At 73.6% G+C, this 20,805-nt stretch carries 19 protein-coding genes; 12 read left to right on the top strand and 7 right to left on the bottom strand.

Annotated elements, in window-relative coordinates:
* A partial coding sequence (locus HF519_RS15680; protein WP_169413689.1) for an IS481 family transposase occupies window positions 1-892 on the top strand: 892 nt, incomplete at its 5' end.
* On the opposite strand, the gene HF519_RS15675 is transcribed toward HF519_RS15680, so the two are convergent.
* A complete protein-coding gene (locus HF519_RS15675; protein WP_169413688.1) occupies window positions 889-2,526 on the bottom strand; it encodes an ABC-F family ATP-binding cassette domain-containing protein in 1,638 nt (545 codons plus the stop codon). The genes HF519_RS15680 and HF519_RS15675 overlap by 4 nt on opposite strands.
* A 66-nt stretch (window positions 2,527-2,592) precedes the next feature.
* Between HF519_RS15675 and HF519_RS15670 the strand changes: the two genes are divergently transcribed.
* Window positions 2,593-3,324, top strand: a complete 732-nt coding sequence (locus tag HF519_RS15670; RefSeq protein WP_211170077.1) for a PIG-L deacetylase family protein — start codon at window positions 2,593-2,595, stop codon at window positions 3,322-3,324.
* A 21-nt stretch (window positions 3,325-3,345) separates the two neighbouring features.
* Here HF519_RS15670 and HF519_RS15665 read toward each other — a convergent pair whose 3' ends face one another.
* Window positions 3,346-4,428: an alkene reductase gene (locus HF519_RS15665; protein ID WP_169413687.1), complete on the bottom strand. Its 1,083-nt coding sequence runs from the start codon at window positions 4,426-4,428 to the stop codon at window positions 3,346-3,348.
* Window positions 4,429-4,760: 332 nt separating this feature from the next.
* Here HF519_RS15665 and menD point away from each other — a divergent pair, with 332 nt between their 5' ends.
* A complete protein-coding gene (gene menD / locus HF519_RS15660; RefSeq protein WP_169413686.1) occupies window positions 4,761-6,428 on the top strand; it encodes a 2-succinyl-5-enolpyruvyl-6-hydroxy-3-cyclohexene-1-carboxylic-acid synthase in 1,668 nt (555 codons plus the stop codon).
* 199 nt (window positions 6,429-6,627) lie between these two features.
* Here the strand turns inward: menD and HF519_RS15655 are convergent, their stop codons facing one another.
* Together HF519_RS15655 and HF519_RS15650 are read right to left on the bottom strand one after the other, a co-directional pair.
* Window positions 6,628-8,010 carry a calcium-binding protein gene (locus tag HF519_RS15655; RefSeq protein ID WP_169413685.1) on the bottom strand — a complete coding sequence of 461 codons (1,383 nt, stop codon included), beginning with the start codon at window positions 8,008-8,010 and terminating at the stop codon, window positions 6,628-6,630.
* A 202-nt stretch (window positions 8,011-8,212) separates the two neighbouring features.
* Window positions 8,213-8,821 carry a TasA family protein gene (locus tag HF519_RS15650; protein WP_169413684.1) on the bottom strand — a complete coding sequence of 203 codons (609 nt, stop codon included), beginning with the start codon at window positions 8,819-8,821 and terminating at the stop codon, window positions 8,213-8,215.
* 216 nt (window positions 8,822-9,037) lie between these two features.
* Between HF519_RS15650 and HF519_RS15645 the strand changes: the two genes are divergently transcribed.
* From HF519_RS15645 to HF519_RS15635, 3 genes are all read left to right on the top strand, one after another.
* Entirely contained in the window at window positions 9,038-9,649 is a 612-nt protein-coding gene (locus HF519_RS15645) for a signal peptidase I (RefSeq protein ID WP_169413683.1), read from the top strand.
* 252 nt (window positions 9,650-9,901) lie between these two features.
* Window positions 9,902-11,347, top strand: coding sequence for a sensor histidine kinase (locus HF519_RS32895; protein WP_169413682.1), 1,446 nt, complete (start codon window positions 9,902-9,904; stop codon window positions 11,345-11,347).
* A complete protein-coding gene (locus HF519_RS15635; RefSeq protein ID WP_169413681.1) occupies window positions 11,344-11,991 on the top strand; it encodes a response regulator transcription factor in 648 nt (215 codons plus the stop codon). Before HF519_RS32895 ends, HF519_RS15635 begins: the two co-directional genes overlap by 4 nt.
* Window positions 11,992-11,999: 8 nt before the next feature.
* Here the strand turns inward: HF519_RS15635 and HF519_RS15630 are convergent, their stop codons facing one another.
* Window positions 12,000-13,253, bottom strand: coding sequence for an isochorismate synthase (locus tag HF519_RS15630; protein ID WP_312860138.1), 1,254 nt, complete (start codon window positions 13,251-13,253; stop codon window positions 12,000-12,002).
* A gap of 94 nt (window positions 13,254-13,347) precedes the next feature.
* Here HF519_RS15630 and HF519_RS15625 point away from each other — a divergent pair, with 94 nt between their 5' ends.
* On the top strand, window positions 13,348-13,827 hold the full coding sequence (locus tag HF519_RS15625) for a DUF3592 domain-containing protein (protein WP_169413679.1): 480 nt from the start codon (window positions 13,348-13,350) through the stop codon (window positions 13,825-13,827).
* 24 nt (window positions 13,828-13,851) lie between these two features.
* Here the strand turns inward: HF519_RS15625 and HF519_RS15620 are convergent, their stop codons facing one another.
* Both HF519_RS15620 and HF519_RS15615 read right to left on the bottom strand, forming a co-directional pair.
* Window positions 13,852-14,718, bottom strand: a complete 867-nt coding sequence (locus tag HF519_RS15620; RefSeq protein ID WP_211170076.1) for a DMT family transporter — start codon at window positions 14,716-14,718, stop codon at window positions 13,852-13,854.
* A gap of 104 nt (window positions 14,719-14,822) precedes the next feature.
* Window positions 14,823-15,680, bottom strand: a complete 858-nt coding sequence (locus HF519_RS15615; RefSeq protein ID WP_169413678.1) for an inositol monophosphatase family protein — start codon at window positions 15,678-15,680, stop codon at window positions 14,823-14,825.
* Window positions 15,681-15,847: 167 nt separating this feature from the next.
* Between HF519_RS15615 and HF519_RS15610 the strand changes: the two genes are divergently transcribed.
* From HF519_RS15610 to HF519_RS15590, 5 genes are all read left to right on the top strand, one after another.
* Window positions 15,848-17,005, top strand: a complete 1,158-nt coding sequence (locus HF519_RS15610) for a glycosyltransferase family 4 protein (protein WP_312860137.1) — start codon at window positions 15,848-15,850, stop codon at window positions 17,003-17,005.
* Between the two features lie 3 nt (window positions 17,006-17,008).
* Window positions 17,009-18,118, top strand: coding sequence for a glycosyltransferase (locus HF519_RS15605; RefSeq protein ID WP_169413676.1), 1,110 nt, complete (start codon window positions 17,009-17,011; stop codon window positions 18,116-18,118).
* A 65-nt stretch (window positions 18,119-18,183) separates the two neighbouring features.
* Entirely contained in the window at window positions 18,184-18,870 is a 687-nt protein-coding gene (locus HF519_RS15600) for a demethylmenaquinone methyltransferase (protein WP_169413675.1), read from the top strand.
* 167 nt (window positions 18,871-19,037) lie between these two features.
* Entirely contained in the window at window positions 19,038-20,351 is a 1,314-nt protein-coding gene (locus HF519_RS15595; RefSeq protein ID WP_169413674.1) for a geranylgeranyl reductase family protein, read from the top strand.
* An 85-nt stretch (window positions 20,352-20,436) separates the two neighbouring features.
* Entirely contained in the window at window positions 20,437-20,802 is a 366-nt protein-coding gene (locus HF519_RS15590) for an NADH-quinone oxidoreductase subunit A (protein ID WP_169413673.1), read from the top strand.
* The last annotated feature ends 3 nt before the right edge of the window (window positions 20,803-20,805 follow it).

Below are 20,805 nucleotides of genomic sequence, written 5' to 3'. Positions count from 1 at the left end.
GTGGAAGACCGCGAACCGCTGGGCCGAGCGCTACCGGGCCGAAGGCCCGGCGGGCATGCTCGACCGCTCCTCGCGCCCGCACCGCAGCCCGAACACGACCCCCGAGCCGGTCAAGCGGCGGATTGTGCACCTGCGACTCAAGCACCGCCTCGGCCCGGTGGAGATCGCCGCGAAGGTCGGCGTGGCCGCCTCGACCGCGCACCGGGTGTTGGTGCGGTGTCGGATCAACCGGCTCTCTCGGCTGGACCGGGCCAGCGGCGAGCCGGTGCGCCGCTACGAACACCCGCGGCCCGGGGACATGCTCCACGTGGATGTGAACAAGCTCGGCAACATCCCCGACGGCGGTGGCTGGCGCTACCACGGCCGCCGCCAGGGCAACCGGCATCGGGCCGCCACCGCGACGATCTCGGGCACGCCGCGCAACATCTACGGACAGCCGAAGATGGGCACCGCGTTCGTCCACACCGTGATCGACGACCACTCCCGCGTCGCCTACGCCGAGATCCACGACGACGAGAACGCCACCACCGCCGCCGCGGTGCTGCGCCGGGCCGTGGCCTGGTACTCCGCCCGCGGCGTCCTCACCCGCCGGGTCCTCAGTGACAACGGCAGTGCCTACCGCTCACACCTATGGCGCGACACCTGCGCCGAACTGGGCATCAGCCCACGGCGGACCCGCCCCTACCGGCCACAGACCAACGGGAAGATCGAACGGTTCCACCGCACCCTGGCCGACCGCTGGGCCTTCCGACGGCTCTACCTCAGCGAGTCGCAACGACGGAAAGCCCTCCCAGGCTTCCTCCACGAGTACAACCACCACAGGCCCCACACCGCCCTGGCAGGTCAACCACCCATCACCCGGTTGACCAACGTCCCCGGGCAGCACATCTAGTGCTCGGTCAGCCGCCCGTCGGCGACCGTCCAGCGCCGCGTGGTGCGGACCGTGTCGAGCATCCGGCGGTCGTGGGTGACCAGCAGCACCGTTCCGGGGAACGACTCCAGAGCCGACTCGAGCTGCTCGATGGCCGGCAGGTCGAGATGGTTCGTCGGTTCGTCGAGCACCAGCAGGTTGACCTCGCGGGCCTGCAACAGCGCGAGGGCGGCCCGGGTCCGTTCGCCCGGCGACAGGGACACGGCCGGGCGCGGCACGTGCGCGGCGGTCAGGCCGAACTTGGCCAGCAGCGTGCGGACCTCCGACTCCGACCACTCCGGAACCGCGTCGCCGAACGCGCGGGCCAGCGACGTGTCCCCGAGAAACAGCCCGCGTGCCTGGTCGATCTCCCCGACCCGCACGCCCGCGCCCAGCCCGGCCCCGCCCGCGTCCACCGGGATCCGGCCCAGCAGCGCGCCGAGCAGCGTGGACTTCCCGGACCCGTTGGCGCCGGTGATCACGACCCGGTCCGCCCAGTCGACCTGGGCGGTCACCGGGCCGAGCGTGAAGTCCCCGCGGCGCACCACGGCCGCGTTCAGCGTGGCCGCGACCGCCCCGGAGCGCGGAGCGGCGGCGATGGTCATCCGCAGCTCCCACTCCTTGCGCGGTTCCTCCACCACCTCCAGCCGCTCGATCATGCGCTGGGTCTGACGGGCCTTGGCGGCCTGCTTCTCGCTGGCCTCCGCGCGATGCTTACGGCCGATCTTGTCGTTGTCGCTCGCCTTCCGGCGGGCGTTGCGCACCCCCGCGGCCATCCAGTTGCGCTGCATCTGGGCCCGCTCGTGCAGTCCGGAGCGGGTGTCGGCGTACTGCTCGTAGGCCTCGCGGGCGTGCCGGCGGGCGACCTCGCGTTCGGCGAGGTAGGACTCGTACCCGCCGTCGTAGACGCCGACCTGTTGCTGGGCGAGGTCGAGTTCGACCACCCGGGTCACCGTGCGCGCCAGGAACTCCCGGTCGTGGCTGACGATCACCGCGGGACTGCGCAGGCCCGTCACGAACCGCTCGAGGCGCTCCAGGCCGTCGAGGTCGAGGTCGTTGGTGGGCTCGTCGAGCAGCAGCACGTCGTAGCGGGAGAGCAACAGAGCCGCGAGCCCCGCTCGGGCGGCCTGCCCGCCGGACAGCGCGGTCATCTCGGTGCCGAGTCCGACGTCGAGTCCGACGCTCGCGGCGACCTCGCCCGCCCGCTCCTCCAGGTCCGCGCCACCGAGGGCGAGCCAGCGGTCCAGCGCGGCGGCGTAGGCGTCGTCGGCACCTGGGGCGCCGTCGCCGAGCGCCGCCGCAGTGCGGTCCATCTCCGCCTGCGCCGCCGCCACCCCGGTGCGCCGGGCCAGGAAGTCCGCGACGGTCTCGCCCGGGCGGCGGTCCGGCTCCTGGGGCAGGTGACCGATCGTCGCCTCCGGGGGGCTGACCGTGATCGTGCCCTGCTCGGGAGTGTCCTGCCCGGCGAGCAGGCGCAGCAGTGTGGACTTCCCGGCGCCGTTCGCGCCGACCAGCCCCACCACGTCGCCCGGAGCCACGACGAGGTCCAACCCGGAGAACAGCGTGCGGTCGCCGTGGCCGGCGGCGAGATCGGTGGCCTGCAGAGTCGCGCTCATTTCGGCTTCGACGCTACCGCCCACGGAGAACGCGCATTGCACCCGCCGCGACGCCACCATGTGTCGATGAGCACCCCGACCCCTCCGCCGTACGAGCAGATGCCCACCGACTGGGAGCGCGCCCTCGCCGTCGTCGCCCATCCCGATGACCTGGAGTACGGCGGCGCGGGCGCCGTCGCCCTGTGGACGGCAGAGGGCCGCACGGCGGCCTACCTGTTGGCCACCCGCGGTGAGGCCGGGATCGACACGATCCCGCCCGCCGAGTGCGGCCCGCTGCGGGAGGCCGAGCAGCGGGCCGCGGCGGCCGAGGTCGGGGTGTCCGATGTGGAGTTCCTCGACTACCCCGACGGCGTGGTGGAGTACGGACTGCCGCTGCGCCGCGACATCGCCGTGGCGATCCGGCGGCACCGCCCCGAGCTGGTGATCGTCGGGAACCACCGGGAGACCTGGCCAGGCGGCGGGCTGAACATGGCCGACCACCGTCACGTCGGTCTCGCCGTGCTCGACGCCGTGCGCGACGCGGGCAACCGGTGGGTCTTCCCGGACCAGGGCGGGGAGGCGTGGGACGGGGTGCGGTGGGTCGCTGTCGCGGCGTCCCCGCTGGCCGGGCACGCCGTCGACATCGGGCCGACCTTCGACCGTGCCGTGGCCTCGCTGGCCGCGCATCAGGCTTATCTCGAGGCGCTGGGCGGGGAGATGGCCGATCCGGAGGCCTTCCTGCGCCCGATGGCGGAGGCGGACGGGGCCCGCCTCCCCGGCGCCGAACTGGCCGTCGCCTTCGAGCTCATCCCCCTCTAGGCCCTGCGCACGGAGTGAAGGTCAGGCGGAGAGCGCCGGGTAGTCGGTGTAGCCCTTCCCGTCGCCGCCGTAGAAGGTGGCCTCGTCGGGCTCGTTGAGATCGGCGCCCTCGGCCCAGCGCTGCACGAGGTCGGGGTTGGCGATGAACTTGCGGCCGACCGTGACCGCGTCGACCGTGCCGTCGGCGATGAGCCGCTCGAACTGGTCGCGGTCGGACTCGACGCCGAAGCCGGTGTTGAGCACGAACGTGTTCGGCCACGCGGCACGCAGCTTCCCGACGATCGGGTCGTCGGCCTCGGCGAGCACGTGCAGGTAGGCCAGGCCGATCTCGGCGAGTCGGCCGGTCAGTACCTCGTAGACGCTGAGGTCGTCCTCGCTGATGTCGTTGAACGGGTGGGCCGGGGAGATCCGGATGCCGACGCGGTCGGCGCCGATCGCATCGGCCGTGGCCTTCGCGACCTCGACGATGAAGCGGGCGCGGTTCTCCGGGGAGCCGCCGTAGGAGTCGGTGCGCTGGTTGGTGCCGTCGGCGAGGAACTGGTGGAGCAGGTAGCCGTTGGCGGCGTGCAGCTCGACGCCGTCGATCCCGGCGGCGACGGCGCGACGGGCGGCGTCTGCGAACTCCGCCATCACGCCGGGCAGCTCGTCGGTGGCCAGCTCACGGGGCGTGGGGAACTCCTGCTCCCCGTTGACCGTGAACACCGCCCCGGCCGGGCGGATCGCCGACGGCGCGACGGGGGTCTGCCCGGCGATCGTGTCGGGGTGGGAAATCCGGCCGGCGTGCATGAGCTGGACGGCGATCTTTCCGCCCTCGGCGTGCACGGCGTCGGCGATACGCTTCCAGCCGGCCTCGTGGGCGTCGGTGTGCACCCCCGGGGTGCTCGGGTAGCCCTGGCCGACCGCGGAGGGCTGGCTGCCCTCGCTGATGATCAGGCCGGCGCCGGCGCGCTGGCGGTAGTACTCGGCCTGCAGGTCGTTCGGGGTGCCGTCGGCGTCGGCCCGGTTGCGGGTGAGCGGGGCCATCCACACCCGATTGGCCGTCTGCAGTGCACCCGCGGTGAGGGGCTGGAGCAGCGGGCTGTCGGCAGCGAGCGGGCGAGTCACGATGAATCGAACCTCCGGCGATGGCGTGTGCTTGCGTGAACCCTCAACCACAAACGACGCGTAGTGCTTCCGGCACAGCCGGTGCAAAGGATCACGTTTGATCGCCGTGCTCACGCGCTCGGCGGCAGATCGATGCGGCGCAGCGAGTTCCGCCCGGCACCCAGGGTGGAGGGTGGAACAGCGGCCGGCTTACTCGAACATACGTTCGGTTACCGGGGTCATCGATGGCCGGTCCGGGCACCGCGGTGAGCGGTCGCCGGTGCGCGACCTGCGCCTCACCGGCGAGATGCGGCGCCGTCACCGGGCCTGCGGCGGTCTCCTAGGCTGCGGCTGTGAACCCGTCGACGGCGCAGGCCCAGGTGATCGTCGACGAAATGGTGCGCTGCGGCGTCACCGACGCGGTGCTGTGCCCGGGCTCGCGCAACGCGCCGCTGTCCTTCGCCCTGCACGCCGCCGACGCGGCCGGACGGCTGCGACTGCACGTGCGCATCGACGAACGCACGGCCGGGTTCCTCGCGCTGGGCCTGGCGCTGGGCTCCGGGCGTCCGGTCCCGGTGTGCACCACGTCGGGTACCGCCGTGGCCAACCTGCATCCCGCCGTGCTGGAGGCCTCGTACGCGGGGGTGCCGCTGCTCGCACTCACCGCGGACCGCCCGCCGCAGCTGATCGGCACGGGGGCCAGCCAGGCCATCGCGCAGCCCGGGATCTTCGGCGACGCCGTGCGGCTCGCGGTGACCGCGGCCGTGGCGGACCGGGTGGTCGGTGAGCAGGGCCGCTGGCGGTCCACTGTGGACCGGGCGGTGGCCGCGGCGACGGGCGCCCTCGGCGGGCCGCCCGGGCCGGTTCAGCTGAACCTCCCCTTCGCCGAGCCGCTGGTGCCCGAGCCCGCCGGTGCGGACTGGCCGGAGCCCGTCGACGGCCGGCTGGACGGCGCGCCCTGGACGGCGGTGCACCGTGGATGCCGTACCGCCCCGGTGCTGCCGCTGGACCCGGCGGCGCCGACGCTGGTCATCGCGGGGCACGGCGCGCCCGACGTCGACCTCGGTGGCGCGCCGGTGATCGCCGAGCCGTCGTCCGGACGATGGGCGGAGGCATTGCGGGCCGGACCCTGGCTGCTGGGTGCGCCGCAGGCAGCCGCGCTCCGGCCGACGCAGGTCCTCGTGCTCGGCCGGCCGACGCTGCACCGCCCGGTGCAGCGACTGCTCGCCGATCCGGACGTCGCGGTGTACGCGGTCGAGGATCCGGCCGGGGCGCCGTGGCCCGACGTGCCGGGAACGCTGCGGGCGGTCGGGTCGGCGCCGGAGCTCGCACCGCCGTCCTGGTGGACCGACGTCTGGAGCGCCGCCGATGCCGCGGCCGGGTCCGCATTGGACGCCGCTCTCGACGGTCCGGACGTCCCGGCAGGTCTGCGGCTTGCCCGCGCGCTGCTCTCAGCGCTGCCCGATGGTGCGCAACTGGTGCTCGGCTCGTCGAATCCGGTGCGGGACGTGTCGCTGGCGGCGGTGCCGCGGCCCGGGCTCACCGTTCTGTCCAACCGGGGCGTGGCCGGCATCGACGGTACGGTCTCGACCGCTGCCGGGACCGCGCTCACGCACCCGGGGCCGTCCTACGCGCTGCTCGGCGATCTCACCCTGCTGCACGACACCACCGGGCTGGTCGTCGGTCCCGACGAACCCCGCCCCGACCTGACGCTCGTGGTGCTCAACGACCAGGGCGGCGGGATCTTCAGCCTGCTCGAGCAGGGCGCCCCGGCACATGCGGCGGCGTTCGAGCGGGTCTTCGGGACGCCGCACACGGTGGACCTGGGTGCGCTCAGCGCCGCGACCGGAGCGGAACACGCGCTCGTCGAGGACCTCGCGGAACTGGCCGGGGCCGTGGCACCGGCCCCGGGGCTCCGGGTGGTCGAGGCGCGGGCGCAGCGAGCCGGGCTGCGTGACGGGCACGCCGCGCTGCGCGCAGTCGTCGATGCTGCGGTGGCGCCGGTCGTCGCCGGCTGCTGAGCCATCGGTCGCGCGGCGCGGTGTCCCGGCTTCCGATGTGGCGGAGCCGCAGCTCGTCGCCCCGCAGGTCGAACCGGCGCAGGCCGAGGGAGCGGCTGAGCGGGGAGGCCGGTCACACCCCTCGCGAGATCGCCTCGCCGATCTGACCGGCGCCGGCCGCCAGGCCTCATGCACGTCCGGGCGACGCGGAGCCGCCGGATCAGCCGGGCGGCGTCTCGGCGGGTGAGACCGGGCTCGTGGCGGCCGGCGCCTGGCTCTCCTGCCCGGCCGACGTCCCGGCTTGCCTGGCCGGAGCGGTCTCCGGGCCGGGTGCCGGCTCGGGGGGCGGCGCAGATGACGGCGCGGTAGCGACGGGAGCAGCCTCGGGAGCGGGCACCTGCGCGGCGTCGACCGGAGCGGGCGTAGCCCTGGCATCCGGCCGGGACGCCGGTGCGGGCGGAGGAAGACAGTTGGTCGCACGGTCGGCGGAGGTGACGTCGCAGGTCGCGCGGCTGGGTCCGCCGTCGAGGAGGTCGGCGCCGTCGCCCCCGCGGAGATCGTCGTGGCCCGGACCGCCGTGGAGGAGGTCGCCGTCCCCATCGCCGAGCAGCACATCGACGCCCGGGCCACCGATGACGACGTCGTTGCCGGGCCCGCCGGTCACGGTGTCGTTCCCGGCGCCGCCGACGATGCAGTCGCCGAACTCCGAACCGACGATCGTGTCGTCGCCCGCCGTACCGAGAATGAGGAACGGCCCGGCTCCGAGCCCGCGCTCGTCGCCAGCGTTCCATTGTGGATGTGTCGGGTCGAGCGGGACCACCTCGGTGAAGTCGCCGGCCGCCATGCCGGCGGCGGCGCACTCGGATGGAAGCTCGATCGCAGCGTAGCCCGAGGCTGATCGGGCCGCTGCCCCGGGATCGACAGGGTCGGTCACGACGGCCCCGGGGGTGCCTTCAGGCGCTGCCGCGGTCAGGGCTTGCCCGACCGAGCGGTCCCGTGGCCCGTCCGAATCGCGACCGAGCTCCGTGTCGACCCTGATGCCCCCCTCGGCCCGATCGGTGAAGCCACCGTCGGCGTGCACGGTCACGACGGCCCGTTCGGAGCGGCCGAAAGCGGACGTTCCGGCATCCGCGGAGAGCGCGAGCGTGATGCGTGCGCGGATCGTGGAGCCTGGGGGAGCCTGCTCGGTGAGTTCGATCTTCCGCCCGTCGTAGAGCGAGCAGTAGTTGACGGCCTCCGCGGAGCCGACCGTGAGCGTGGCCGCCGCTCCGTCCCGGGGCTTCCAGCCGCGCTTGCCCCGTTCACAGAGATCCGAGTCCTTGCCCGGCCTGAGTGACAAGCTCAGATCGGCCGGGATCGAGCCCTCGTACCCGACGGTCAGTTCCACGGTCTGCGGGCGGCCGGGGGAGAGGTCCTTGTACCGGAGGTCGGGCCCGTCCCCGCCGCGGCCGAGTACCACCGTCGCCGCGCCGATGGTCGTCGGACTGCTCGTCACGGTGTCCGAGAACGACGCGAGTGTGCCCCCCGAGACGCCCGTGACGATGCCGACGCCGGCCGCAGTGAGGGCGCCGACGAGTGCGGCGATGGTGGCGCGCGGTTTCACATGGGCCCCCGGTCGGTGCGATGTTCGGGTGTGTGGAGTCGTCGATCCCGAAATTCGAGGAACGTTTGCCGGGAAATGACGGTCGGCTGTGTGCAAAACGCTGGTGCGTGGCTTATCGGTGTCGATGAGGAGGACGCCGGAAACGGGATCGAGGGGTGGTGGGCGGGGAATCCGTCCACCACCCCTCAGTGATCTCGGGAGATCACGGGGTAGGCGCCTGAGTGAGGTTGAGCGTCGTCGAAATCGTGAGAGAGTCGCTCTGCACCTTGTTGTTGGCGGTACCCGGCAGGTGGGGAAGCAGGAAGTCGAAGGTGTAGGTGGCAGTCGCGCCGGCGTCCAGCGGCAGGGCCCCCGGCAGCGGGAAGCTCGTCAGTTCAGGCAGCGGGACCGTCACGCCCTGCGTCGGCAGACCCTCGCCCTTCACCGTGACAATCAGCTGGTCCTGCAAGTTTCCGTTGGGAGAGCAAGCGTTCCCGACCTCGGCCTGCTCCGGTTCCGTGCACGAGGTGTCGGATCCGTCGATCGTCACGATGCCACTGAGGCTGCCGTTCACGGATCCGCTGTTGGTGATGGTCAGCGTCTTCTGCGGGACGGCCTGACCCGGCTGCACATTCGTTGCGCTGAAGAGGGTCTCCGTTCCGGTACCGCCCACCACCAGGTCCAGCGTTCCGGCTGCGAGCGTCCCGCCGGGACCCACCTCGGTGTCCTGGAATGCCGCGTACGTCCCGGTCCCCAGCGCGATCGTCGCCGCCGCCAGAGCCGTGACGCCGATTCCGGCGGCGACCTTCTTGTTCTTCTGCAGAATGCTCACAGCAACTCTCCTGGTTTTCTCGCGGGTCGGACCGCGGCGGGAACGGGGGTGGCGATCCGGTGGACCGCGTTGCGGCAGAACTCTGGCCTCGCGGCCGATCCGGCACATACCCAAAGCGAGGTATCCGTGGCCGGTGGTGAATACCTCATCTGAGGTACGACGCGGACTCCGGTCATCGGCAGGCTGGCGCTCCCCGTCTGCCCGTAGGAGGAGCCGATGTCGGTGGAGCCCGAGACCGTGCGTATTCCGGTGGTGCGTGCTCCCGAACCGCGGCTGCATCCGGTCCGGCGGTTCGGGCGCTGGATCGCGACGCTCGCGCTGGTGGCTGTGGTCGCCGCGGCACTCGCGGTGGCAGTGGTGCCGGCCATCGCCGGTGCGACCCCGCTGACCGTGCTCTCGGGCAGCATGGAGCCGGCGCTGCCGGTGGGGTCGACCGTCGTGGTGCGTCCCCGGCCGGCGGACCAGATCGCGGTCGGTGACGTCATCACCTTCATCGATCGTGACGAGACCACCGGCGACACCCGCGTCGTCACCCACCGGGTCATCGGCGTCGAACCAGGTCCGGCCTTCCGGACCATGGGCGACGCGAACAACGCTCCCGACCCGGGCGTGGTCGAGACTGCCGACGTGCGGGGCGTGCAGTGGTACGTCGTGCCGTGGGTGGGTTCGATCAAAGACCGCATGATCAGCATTACCGGCCTGTTCTTCGCGATCGGGCTCGGGCTGCTGGTGCTGGCGGCGCACCTTCTGCTGCCTCGGTCTCCGGAGCCGGACAAGCAGCAGGACGAGACCCGGACTCGCCACTCCGATGGGAGGCGAACCGCGTGAGGGAGAGATCCCTGGCTGCTGCCCGAGTGCCGGCATCCGGGGCAAACAGGACCGGCATCCGGTCGTACGTTGTTGGGCAGTTCGGTCACTCTGTGCCGCGAATCCGTTTGCTGCGGTAACAACCTCGAAGGCACCCACGAATGCCCGGTTGGAAGCTCCCCAGCACCCGGCCCGCCCGTCGCGGCGTGGTCGTCGTTCCGCCCTTCGAGGGGTAGCACGTTGATCCGCATGCTGTTCCGAGAACGTCAGCTCGTGCCCGCCCGAAGTGCCCGTGCCGTGGCGGTGGAGGTCGTGGCCCAGGCCGGCCTGGTCCTCGTCACAGGGATGCTCCTGGCCCATCTCGAAGGCGGAGCCGTCCGCAGTGAACACGCCCTGGACGTGCTGGCCTTCGCGGCCGGGCTGGCAGCGTCGATCCTGCTCTCGGTCGGCGCCTGGGTCGGTGGCGACCGGCGGGCGGCGAGGGTCGCCTGGGCGGTGGGTCTCTACACGGCCGTGGCGCTGCAGATGGAGGCCGTCGACCTCGACGCGGAGCGCGGCGCGTGGCCACTGGCCGGGAGCGCGGCGGTGCTCGGCGCCGTCGGCCTGCTGGCACTGGCGGTACGCCGGCAGCCCGGACGGTCCGGGGACCGTGCTCCGGCCCTGGTCGTGGTGTCCTTCGTTCTGATCGGCGTCGTCGCCGTGGCCGTTCTCGACGTGCTGCGGCCGGACGTCGTCCTGCCCGCGGGGTGGGTCGCCGCCGTCGACCTGATCGCCTGGTCGGGCGGCGCCGCGGTCGGGATCACCCTGCTGCTGGGTGGAATCTGGACGGACCGCCCGTTGGTGCGACGGGTCGGGCTGGCCTTCACCGTGCTGGCCGCCGGGCACGCGGTCCGGATCGGACACGACCTCCCCGCATGGTCGGCGCCCGCCCCGGCGCCCGGTGCCCTGCAGTTGGCCGGGATGGCCATGCTGTTCGGCGCTGCGGTGCCGTTCCTGTTGTCCGCCGTCCGCTCGGTCGGGATCCAGCAGGAGAACTCCCGGTCACGGCTCGCCGAGGCCGAGGCGGTCATGGCCTCGGTGGCGGAGCGGGACCACGAGATGCGCAATCTCGTCGCCGGGCTCTCCGGGGCGGCGAGCGTGCTGACGACGGTGCAGGACGCCGCGAGCACACCCGACGGAAAGCGGCTGCTGGTCGCGGCCGGCGCCGAGCTGGAGCGTCTACAACGGATGCTCGCCGGCGAGTCCATCGAGACCCACGATCACTCCGAGGTGGAGGTCGGCCCGCTGCTGCAGGGGCTCGCCGTGGTGCACCGCGTCGGCGGGCTGGCCGTGGAGGTCGACATCCGGGACGACCCGCGCGCGGCGATGGACCCGGCGGCGCTGCGCCAGGTCGTGACCAACCTGCTCGTCAACTGCGCCCGGCACGCGCCGGGCGCGCGGGTGCGGCTGCGCGCCCACCGGGTCGGCGGGCAGGTGCGGATCGAGGTGGCCGACGACGGGCCGGGTCTCCCCGACGGTGCGACGACCGCGCTCCTGCGCCGTGGGGTCCGCGGTCCCGGCTCGACCGGTTCGGGCCTCGGCCTCGCGATCAGCACCGAACTCGTGCACCGCTACGACGGGACCGTCAGCCTGGTCTCGGACGCGGCCGGCTGCACCGTCGTGCTCGACCTGCCGGCCGCGGATCGAACGGCGCCGGTGGTGGAGCGCGTCGGCGTATGAGCGGCGCCCACCCCGAGATCCTCGTCGTCGACGACCACGTCCTGGTCTCCTCGGCGATCGCGATGGCACTCGGCGCGCGTGGCCTGACCGCGCACGCGATCAGTCCCGACGAGCTGGCCGGCCGTATGGACACACCGGCACCGCCCGGCGGTCTGGTGCTGCTCGACCTCGATCTGGGCGGGGGCCTGGACGGGGTCGGGCTGGTCCCTCGTCTGCGCCGCGTCGGCTGGCGCCTCCTTGTCGTCACCGGATCGACCGACGAGGTGCGGATCGCGTCCGCCGTTGCGGCCGGGGCCCTGGGCTGGATACCGAAGACGGCGCCGTTCGACGAACTGGTCGACACCGCGGTCCGCGCCGCCGAGGGCCGGAGCCTGATGGGCGGCCCCGAACGTGAGCGCCTCGCCCGACTCGCCGAGGAGGCGGCCCGGGAGTCCGAGGCCCGGCGCGAGCGATGGCGACGGCTGACCCCCCGGGAGCAGGAGATCGTCGGCCACATCGCCGCCGGTAGGCGCCCCGCGGCGATCGCGGCCGAGTGCGTGGTGTCCGTCGCGACGGTCCGGACGCAGGTCCGTTCGATCCTGGCCAAGCTGGAGGTCGGGTCGCAGCTGGAGATCGCGGCGCTGGCACGCGACCTGCAGCGCTGACCCGGGCCTCACCGCACCGGCTCGGCCGCCTCCAGTGCCTCCCGCACTGCGACGAGCTTGGCCGCCGCCTCGCGCACCTCGGTGTCCGGGCGGGAGTCGGCGACGATCCCGCAGCCGGCGAACAGCCGGGCCGTCCTGCCCTCCAGCTGAGCGCAGCGCAGCGCGATGCCCAGCTCCCCGTCGCCGTCGGCGTCGACCCAGCCGACCGGGCCGGCGTAGCGGCCCCGGTCCATCCGCTCCAGCTCGTCGATCAGCTCGAGCGCGGCCTTTCGCGGGGTCCCACCGACCGCCGCCGTGGGGTGGACGGCCTCGGCCAGCTGCAGCAGTGAGGCCGGGGCTTTCGGGTCGAGCCGTCCGTGCACGTCGCTGGCCAGGTGCGAGACGTTGTGCAGCGAGAGGATCGCCGGGACCTCCGGCACGTCGAGGCTCGCGCACAGCGGGCTCAGCGCCTCGGCCAGCGAGTCGACGGCCAGGTCGTGCTCGCGACGGTCCTTGGCCGAGCCGAGCAGGGTGCCCCCGAGGTCCGCCTCGGCGCGCTCGCCGGGCCAGATGGTGCCGGCCAGGACCCGGGACGACACCTGGTCCCCGGCCCGCCGCAGCAGCAGCTCCGGGGTCGCGCCGACGAGCCCGTCGACGGCGAACGACCAGCACGTCGGGTAGCGGCGGGCCAGCCCGCCGAGCAGGAAGCGGGGGTCGAGGGGCTCCTCGCCGACCGCGAGCAGGTCGTGGGCCAGCGCGGCCTTGTCGAGCTCCCCGGCGCGCATCCGCCGGACCGCCTCGGCGACCGCGCTGCGGTAGCGCTCCACGGGGAGCCGGCCGTCGCTGTAGCGCAGCGGGCCGCTGGCGCGCACCGGGCTGACCGAACGCACCGCCGAGGGCCCCTCGCCCGCGGCGAACTCGGTGATCCACGCCTGCCCGTCACGGCGACCCACGACGACCCGCGGCACCACGAGCACGGAACCCGCCGAGCGGGGGCTGAAGGTGAAGCTGGCGAACGCGACGGCCCCGGTCCCGGGCAGGCCGATCTCGTCACGGACGTCGAGCCGGTCGGCGAACTCGCGCCACCACGCGTCGGCCTCGACGAACCGGTCCGGCCCGGTGACGGTGAACCGCGCCACCTCGCCCCAGCCCACCAGACCGTCGGACTCACGGACCCAGCACAGCGGGTTGCGGTCGTCCGGAAGCAGGTCCAGGAGCCTGCCCGGGTGGTCCACAGCCCGCGTACGCACGCGCAACCCGGACGGCAACGGGGCGATGGTCACGCTTGCGAGCGTAAGGAACTCCGGACTGCGATGCGCGTCCGGCCCGGGAGGCGCCGACCACATCGGAGTCCGGACACCTCCTAGACTCGCCGCCGTGTCCAGCAGCACCGGCGAGCTGATCGAGGAGTTGACCGGGTCCTTCCGAACCGCGCTCCGAGCGCTCGCCCACCGGTTGCCGGAGATCGTGATCGGGCTCGCGGTGCTGGTCACGGCGCTGGGCGGGCTGGCGCTCGCCGGTGCCGCCCTGGACGACCGGGCCATCGCGAGCCACCGGGTGGTGACCACCGCCGAGGTGCTGGAGGGGTCGAGCTTCTCCCGCACGCTGATCCGCTTCGCGCTGCCCAGCGGCCAGGCCGTCGTGCCGGAGCGGGGCGTGCTCTACCCGCGGGACCTGGCCCCCGGCGAGACGATCGTCGTGGAGTACGACGCGGAGAACCCCGAACGGGTCCGGGTCGCGGGGCGCAGCATGCCCGACGGGTTCGCCCCCATGGGCACCGGAGTGCTCGGGGTGTGGGTGGTGCTGGGGCCGCTGGCGCTGTGGCTGCGCCGCCGCCGTCCCCCCGTGGGTGGATGACGACGTTCCGGGGACGGCCGCCGCTCACGGCCCCGGCGGGGCGGGGTTCCTACTGCGGGCGGCCAGGGCCACCCCGGCGATCGTCGTCACCATGCCGGCCACCGCGATCCAGCCCAGCGTCTCGCCGAACATGACCAGCGCCATCAGGGCCGTGATCCCCGGGACGAGGTAGAAGTAGCTGGTGACCTGTGCGGCCGCGCCGCGGCGCAGCATGAGGAACAGCAGCGAGATGCCGCCACCGGTGAGCACCAGCACCGACCAGGCCAGCGCCCCGATCAGCTGCGGTGTCCACTCGACCCGGAACGACTCGAAGGCCGCCGCGATCGGCAGCGTCACGAGGATCGACGCGCCGAACTGGACGACCTGCCCGGTCCGCAGGTCGAACTCGGGGCAGAACCGCTTCTGGTACAGCGTCCCGGCGGTGATCGACAGCAGCGCCACCGTGGTCAGCCCGACGGTCAGCCAGGACAGTCCGGTCGTGGTCAGCTTGCTGGAGACCACGAGCGTCACGCCGAGGAAGCCGAGGACCAGCCCGATGGCCTGGCGGGGGTTCATGCGTTCCCCGATCAGCCAGGCGAACACCGCGGTCAGCACCGGTTGCAGGTTCACCACCAGCGCGGCGACCCCGGCCGGCATCCCCGCGGCCACCGCGGCCCACACCCCGCCGAGGTAGCCGGCCTGGATGCCGATACCCGCCACGGCGATGTGCCCGGCCTGTCGCCACCGGGGCCAGGTGGCCCGGGCGATCACCGCCAGGACGCCCATCAGCACCACGACCCCGGCGTAGCGCAGCAGCAGGAAGCTGAGCGGCTCGGCGTACGGCGCGGCGTACTTCGCGACGACGAACCCGGACGCCCAGATGATCACGAACAGGAACGGCGTGGCCCGCACGGCCAGCGAGGGCCCCGTGGACGTCGATGTCGTGGCGATGCTCCGACCCTAGGTGGCGCGGAGGCCGGATCGCGAGACCTGTGAACCAGACCTGCCACCGGGATCTAGGAGCAGGCTCGCCACCAGGCGAACACCTCGTCGACGACGCCGGGCGCGGCGACCAGCAGCCCGCCGGTCGGCAGCGGGTCCGGCGCGCCGTCCCGGTCGAGGACCACCGCGCCGGCCTCCAGGGCCAGCGCGAGCGCCCCGGCGACGTCCCACTCGTGGTAGGTGTCCAGTACCGCCGCGACCGCGTGCCCGAGCGCGACCTGCGCGACGGCCAGCGCCGACGATCCCAGCACCCGGATCCCGACGTGCGCGGCCGCGGCGTGCCGCGACAGCGGATCGGTGGCCCGCTCCGCGCACAGCAGCCCACCGGCGGGGGTGGCCCGTGGCGCGATCCGCGTCGGCACCCCGTTGGCGCGCACCCCGCGTCCGCGCGCCGCGGCGTAGATCTGGGCCCGGCTCGGATCGGCGATCACGCCCACGACCGGCCCCGCCGCGTCGACCAGCGCCAGGCTGTAGGCGCACCACGGGAAGCCGGCGACGTAGTTGGCGGTGCCGTCGACGGGGTCCACCACCCAGCGGTACCCGGCGTCGGCGGCACCCGGGTCGGCCCCGTACTCCTCGCCCACGACGGGCAGGCCCGGGAACTCCGAGGCCAGCACCCGGCGGGTGTGCCGCTCCAGGGTGCGGTCGGTGTCGGTCACCCAGTCGAACGGGTTGGCCTTGTGCCCGGCGCCGGGGGCCGGTCCGCCGTCGCAGCCGCGACCGGCCGTGGCGGTGATCACTTCGGCGGCGTCGTTGGCGAGCCGGCCGGCGACCTCCAGTGCCCGGGACAACAGCCCGGGGTCCACCGGCGGTCGCGGGGGCATCACGGGCACGGCGGCGGGAGGCGGCGACGGGTGTGGCAGGACTGTCATGTCGCCCCAGCCTCGGCGCGCCGGGTGTCCCGGGCGCGTCCCGCAGATGACATGTCGCCCAGCACCGGGACAACTCCGCCGACCGGCACGGGCTGTTGGGCGGGCGTTCCACGGCACGTCAACCCACCGTCGGCTCACGGGACGGCGGCCCGTGCACGGTGTCCACTGTGCGCGTCGCGATCGTCTCCGAGTGCTTCCTGCCCGTGGTCAACGGCGTGACCAACTCCGTGCTCCGGGTGCTCGAGCACCTCACCGTGGCCGGGCATCAGGCGCTGGTGATCGCGCCCGGTTCCGACGGGCCGGACTCCCACGAGGGGATGCCCGTGGTGCGGGTGCCGGCGGTGGAACTGCCGGTGGTCAACTCGATGCCGGTCGGGGTGCCCAGCCGCCGCATCCTGAAGGCGCTGCGCGGGTTCGCCCCCGACGTCGTGCACCTGGCCGCGCCGTTCGTCGTCGGCGCCCGTGGGCTGGCCGCCGCCCGCCGGCTCGGCATCCCCACGGTGGCGGTCTACCAGACCGACGTGGCCGGGTTCGCCGGCTCCTACGGCCTCGGGCTGACCGCGCGCGCCGCGTGGCGCTGGACGTGCCGGCTGCACGGCCAGGCCGACCGGACGCTCGCCCCGTCCAGCTGGGCCACCGAGGCGCTGCGGGCGCGGGGGGTGCCGCGCGTGCACCAGTGGGCGCGCGGCGTCGACACCCGCCGGTTCACCCCCTCCAAGCGCGACACCGGCCTGCGCCGCACCCTCGCCCCGTCAGGTGAGCTGCTGGTCGGCTACGTGGGCCGGCTCGCCCCGGAGAAGCAGGTGGAACGGCTCGCCGCGCTGGCCGGTGTGCCCGGCATGCGACTGGTCGTCGTCGGGGCCGGACCGGCCGAGGAGCGGCTGCGCGCCCTGCTGCCGGACGCCGCTTTCCTCGGGTTCCGCGGCGGTGACGAGCTCGCGCGGATCTACGCATCGCTGGACGTGTTCGTGCACACCGGACCGTCCGAGACGTTCTGCCAGGCGGTCCAGGAGGCGCTGGCCTCGGGGCTGCCGGTCGTGGCTCCGGACGCCGGTGGGCCGCGGGACCTGGTGCTGCCGGGCCGCACCGGCTTCCTGGTGCCGCCGCGTCCGGACGGGGCCGAGGCGGGTGACCGGGCCGCGGTCGCCGCCGACGCGCGGTTGCGCGCCGCCGTCCTGGCGCTCACCGAGGCCGGGACGCGCGCGGCGTTCGGGGCGGCCGCCCGCCAGTCCGTGCTGCGCCGCACCTGGTCGACGGTGTGCGACGAACTGCTCGCGCACTACGCCGAGGTGATCGGGCCGGCCGCGACCGGGCAGGCCGCCTGAGACGTGCGCATCGTCCAGCTCGCCAACTTCTACGGCCCCCGCTCCGGCGGCCTGCGCACCGCGATGCACCACCTCGGTGCGGGGTACGCCGCGCGCGGGCACGAGGTGGTCCTGGTGGTCCCCGGCCGGCACGGGGCGGTCGACGAACTGCCCGGCGGAGTCCGCCGGGTGACCATCGCGGCGCCGCGGTTGCCCGGCACCGGCGGCTACCGGGCCGTCGACCGGTGGCGGGTGCAGCGGCTGCTCGGACGGCTGCGCCCCGACGCGATCGAGGTCTCCGACCGGTTGACCCTGCGCGGTCTCGGCACGTGGGCGGCGCGGCGCGGGGTGCCGAGCGTGGTGATCTCGCACGAGCGGCTGGACCGGCTGCTCGGCCAGTTCCTGCTGCCGCAGGCCACGGCGCGCCGGGTGGCCGACGCCGCCAACACCAGGATGGCGGCGGCCTACGACACGGTGGTGTGCACGACGTCGTTCGCGCGCGCCGAGTTCGACCGGATCGGCGCGGAGAACGTCCGGCAGGTGCCCCTCGGCGTCGACCTGACCACGTTCTCGCCGCTGCACCGGGACCCGCGGTTGCGGGCGTCGCTGGCCGAAGGGGCGGACGCCCTGTTGGTGCATTGCGGCCGGCTCTCCCCGGAGAAGCACCCCGAGCGCAGCGTGGACACCGTCGCCGCCCTGCTCGACGCCGGGCATCGGGTGCGGCTGGTGGTGGCCGGGGAGGGGCCACGGCGACCGGCGCTCGAACGGCGCGCGGCCGGGCTCCCGGTGACGTTCGTCGGGTTCGTCCCCGAACGGGGCCGGCTGGCCCGGCTGCTCGCGTCGGCCGACGTGTCGCTGGCCCCGGGCCCGCACGAGACCTTCGGGCTCTCGGCGCTGGAGGCGCTGGCCAGCGGGACGCCCGTGGTGGTCTCGGCGTCGTCGGCGCTGCCGGAGATCGTCGCACCGTCCTGCGGGGCGACCGCGGCCGACGATCCGGTCGCGTTCGCCGCCGGGGTGAGTGGTCTGCTCGCCGGGGACGGGGCGGCCCGGCGGTCGGCGGCCCGGACCCGGGCCGAGCAGTTCGGGTGGCCGGCGTCGGTGGACCGGATGCTCGTGGCGCTGACCGGGTCCTGACCGCCCTGCGGGTCCGGTCCCGGGGGCGGCGCGCGAGCCGGCGCCGACCGCCGTAGGGTCGCTGCGTGGCCCGCGCCGATCTCGACAAGGACCCCCGCGACGTCGCCGCGATGTTCGACGGCGTCGCGCGGCGCTACGACCTGACCAACACCGTGCTCACGGGAGGTCAGGACCGGCGGTGGCGGGCGCTGACCCGCGAGGCGCTGGCGCTGCGGCCGGGGGAGCGGGTGCTCGACCTGGCCGCGGGGACCGCGGTGTCGACCGTGTCGCTCGCCCGTTCCGGCGCGTGGTGCGTGGCGGCGGACTTCTCCCTCGGCATGCTGCGCGCCGGCCACCGGCGCGAGGTCCCCAAGGTGGCCGCCGACGCGCTGCACCTGCCGTTCCGCGACGGCGCCTTCGACGCGGTGACGATCTCGTTCGGCCTGCGCAACGTCGCCGACACCGACGCCGCGCTGCGTGAGCTCGCCCGGGTGACCCGGCCGGGCGGACGACTGGTGGTGTGCGAGTTCGGCACCCCGACGTGGCGCCCGTTCCGCACCGCCTACTACGCCGGACTCGAGCACGTGCTGCCCGCGGTCGCGCGGCGGGTGTCGTCCAATCCCGAGGCGTACACCTACCTCGCCGAGTCGATCCGGGCCTGGCCGACACAGCCCGAGTTGGCGACGAGGATCGGCGCCGCCGGCTGGACGGACGTGGCCTGGCGCGACCTCACCGGCGGGGCGGTCGCGCTGCACCGGGCGCGCCGGTCCTGAACTGTGTGATCGACGTCTCGCGGGGGCTGCTCGGCGACGCCGATCACACGAAATGTGGGCCGGATCCGGGCGTAGCAGCACAGGGTGGGACGCACCGGGCGCGCATGAGGTGGACGGGCGTCCTAGACTCCCCACCGGACTTCGTGAATCTGTTCACAAGGAGCCGCATGGCCGCGCCCGACCCCAGCACCGCTGGAGCCCGACGCCCGGACGGCGACGCCGACGTCATCGCCGTCGGCGCCGGACCCGCCGGGTCGACGGCTGCCGCGTACCTCGCCCGTGCCGGGCTGGACGTGCTGCTGCTGGAGAAGTCGAGGTTCCCGCGAGCCAAGGTCTGCGGTGACGGGTTCACCCCGCGCGGGATGAAGCAGCTGATCGACCTCGGCATCGACTGCTCGGAGAACAACGGCTGGGTCCGCAATCGGGGCCTGCGGGTGCGCGGCGGCGGGGTGAGCCTCGAGCTCGACTGGCCGACGCTCGCGTCGTTCCCGGACTACGGCGCGGTGCGCCCCCGCAAGGACTTCGACGAACTGCTCGTGCGGCACGCGGAGAAGTCCGGCGCTCGGCTGCAGGAGGACACGACGGTCACCGAGGCGCTCACCGACGAGCGCACCGGCCGGGTCGTCGGGGTCTGCGGGTACGTCGGCAAGGGCAGGGACAGGCGGCCGGTCAGCTTCCGGGCCCCGGTGACCCTGGCCTGCGACGGCGTCTCCGGCCGGCTCGCGCTGAGCCTGGGCATGGCCAAGCGCGACGACCGGCCGATGGGCGTCGCGGTGCGCCGGTACTACACCAGCCCGCGCACGAACGACGACTACCTCGAGTCGCACCTCGAACTGTGGGACCGCCGCGACCCGGCGAACCCGAAGCTGCTGCCCGGATACGGGTGGATCTTCGGAATGGGCGACGGCACGTCCAACGTCGGGCTGGGGGTCCTGTCCACCGACAGGGCCAGCGGCACGACCGACTACCGTGCGCTGCTCAAGGCCTGGCTGGACGGGACCCCGCAGGAGTGGGGCTACCGCGATGAGAACGCGGTCGGCGCCGTCGGCGGCGCGGGCCTGCCGATGGGCTTCAACCGGACCCCGCACTACCGGCCCGGGATGTTGCTCGTCGGTGACGCCGGCGGAATGGTCAACCCGTTCAACGGTGAGGGCATCGCCTACGCGATGGAGTCCGCGTCGATCGCGGCCCGGTGCGCGGTACAGGGCCTCGCCCGCTCCGGCGCGTCGGCCGAGGCCGCCTTCGCGGCCTACCCGGCCCGGATGAGCCAGGCGCTGGGCGGTTACTACCGCATCGGGAACACCTTCTCGAAGCTGATCGGCAATCCCGCGATCATGCGGGTGGCCACCCGGCACGGGCTGCCGCGCAGGACCCTGATGGCGTTCCTGCTGAAGCTGCTCGCGAACCTGTACGACCCGAAAGAAGGCAATGCGAGCGACCGGGTCATCACCGCGATGACCCGACTCGCTCCGGATTTGTAGTAAGGCTGTCCTGGCTGCGGTCGAGTGATCGACCACACCTAGGGTCGGCCGGACGGTATCGACCATCGACGACGAGGGTGCACGGATGCTCGATCCCTATCTCCCGCTGGTGCTGATGTTCGCACTGGCCGGGGCGTTCGCGTTGTTCTCCGTCACGGCGGCGCCGTACATCGGCCCGCGTCGGTACAACCGGGCCAAGCTGGACTCCTACGAGTGCGGGATCGAACCGTCGCCGCAACCGATCGTGGGTGGGGGCCGGATGCCGGTCGCCTACTACCTCACGGCGATGCTGTTCATCCTCTTCGACATCGAAATGGTCTTCCTCTACCCGTTCGCGGTCAGCGCCGACGCGCTGGGCCTGTTCGGACTGGTGGAGATCGTGCTGTTCATCGTGACGGTCGGTTTCGCCTACATCTACGTGTGGCGGCGCGGCGGGCTGGATTGGAACTGAGGT

The sequence above is a fragment of the Pseudonocardia bannensis genome (assembly GCF_012911875.1).
GTDB classification, from domain to species: domain Bacteria; phylum Actinomycetota; class Actinomycetes; order Mycobacteriales; family Pseudonocardiaceae; genus Pseudonocardia; species Pseudonocardia bannensis.
This window is presented reverse-complemented; position numbering and strand designations above follow the sequence as displayed.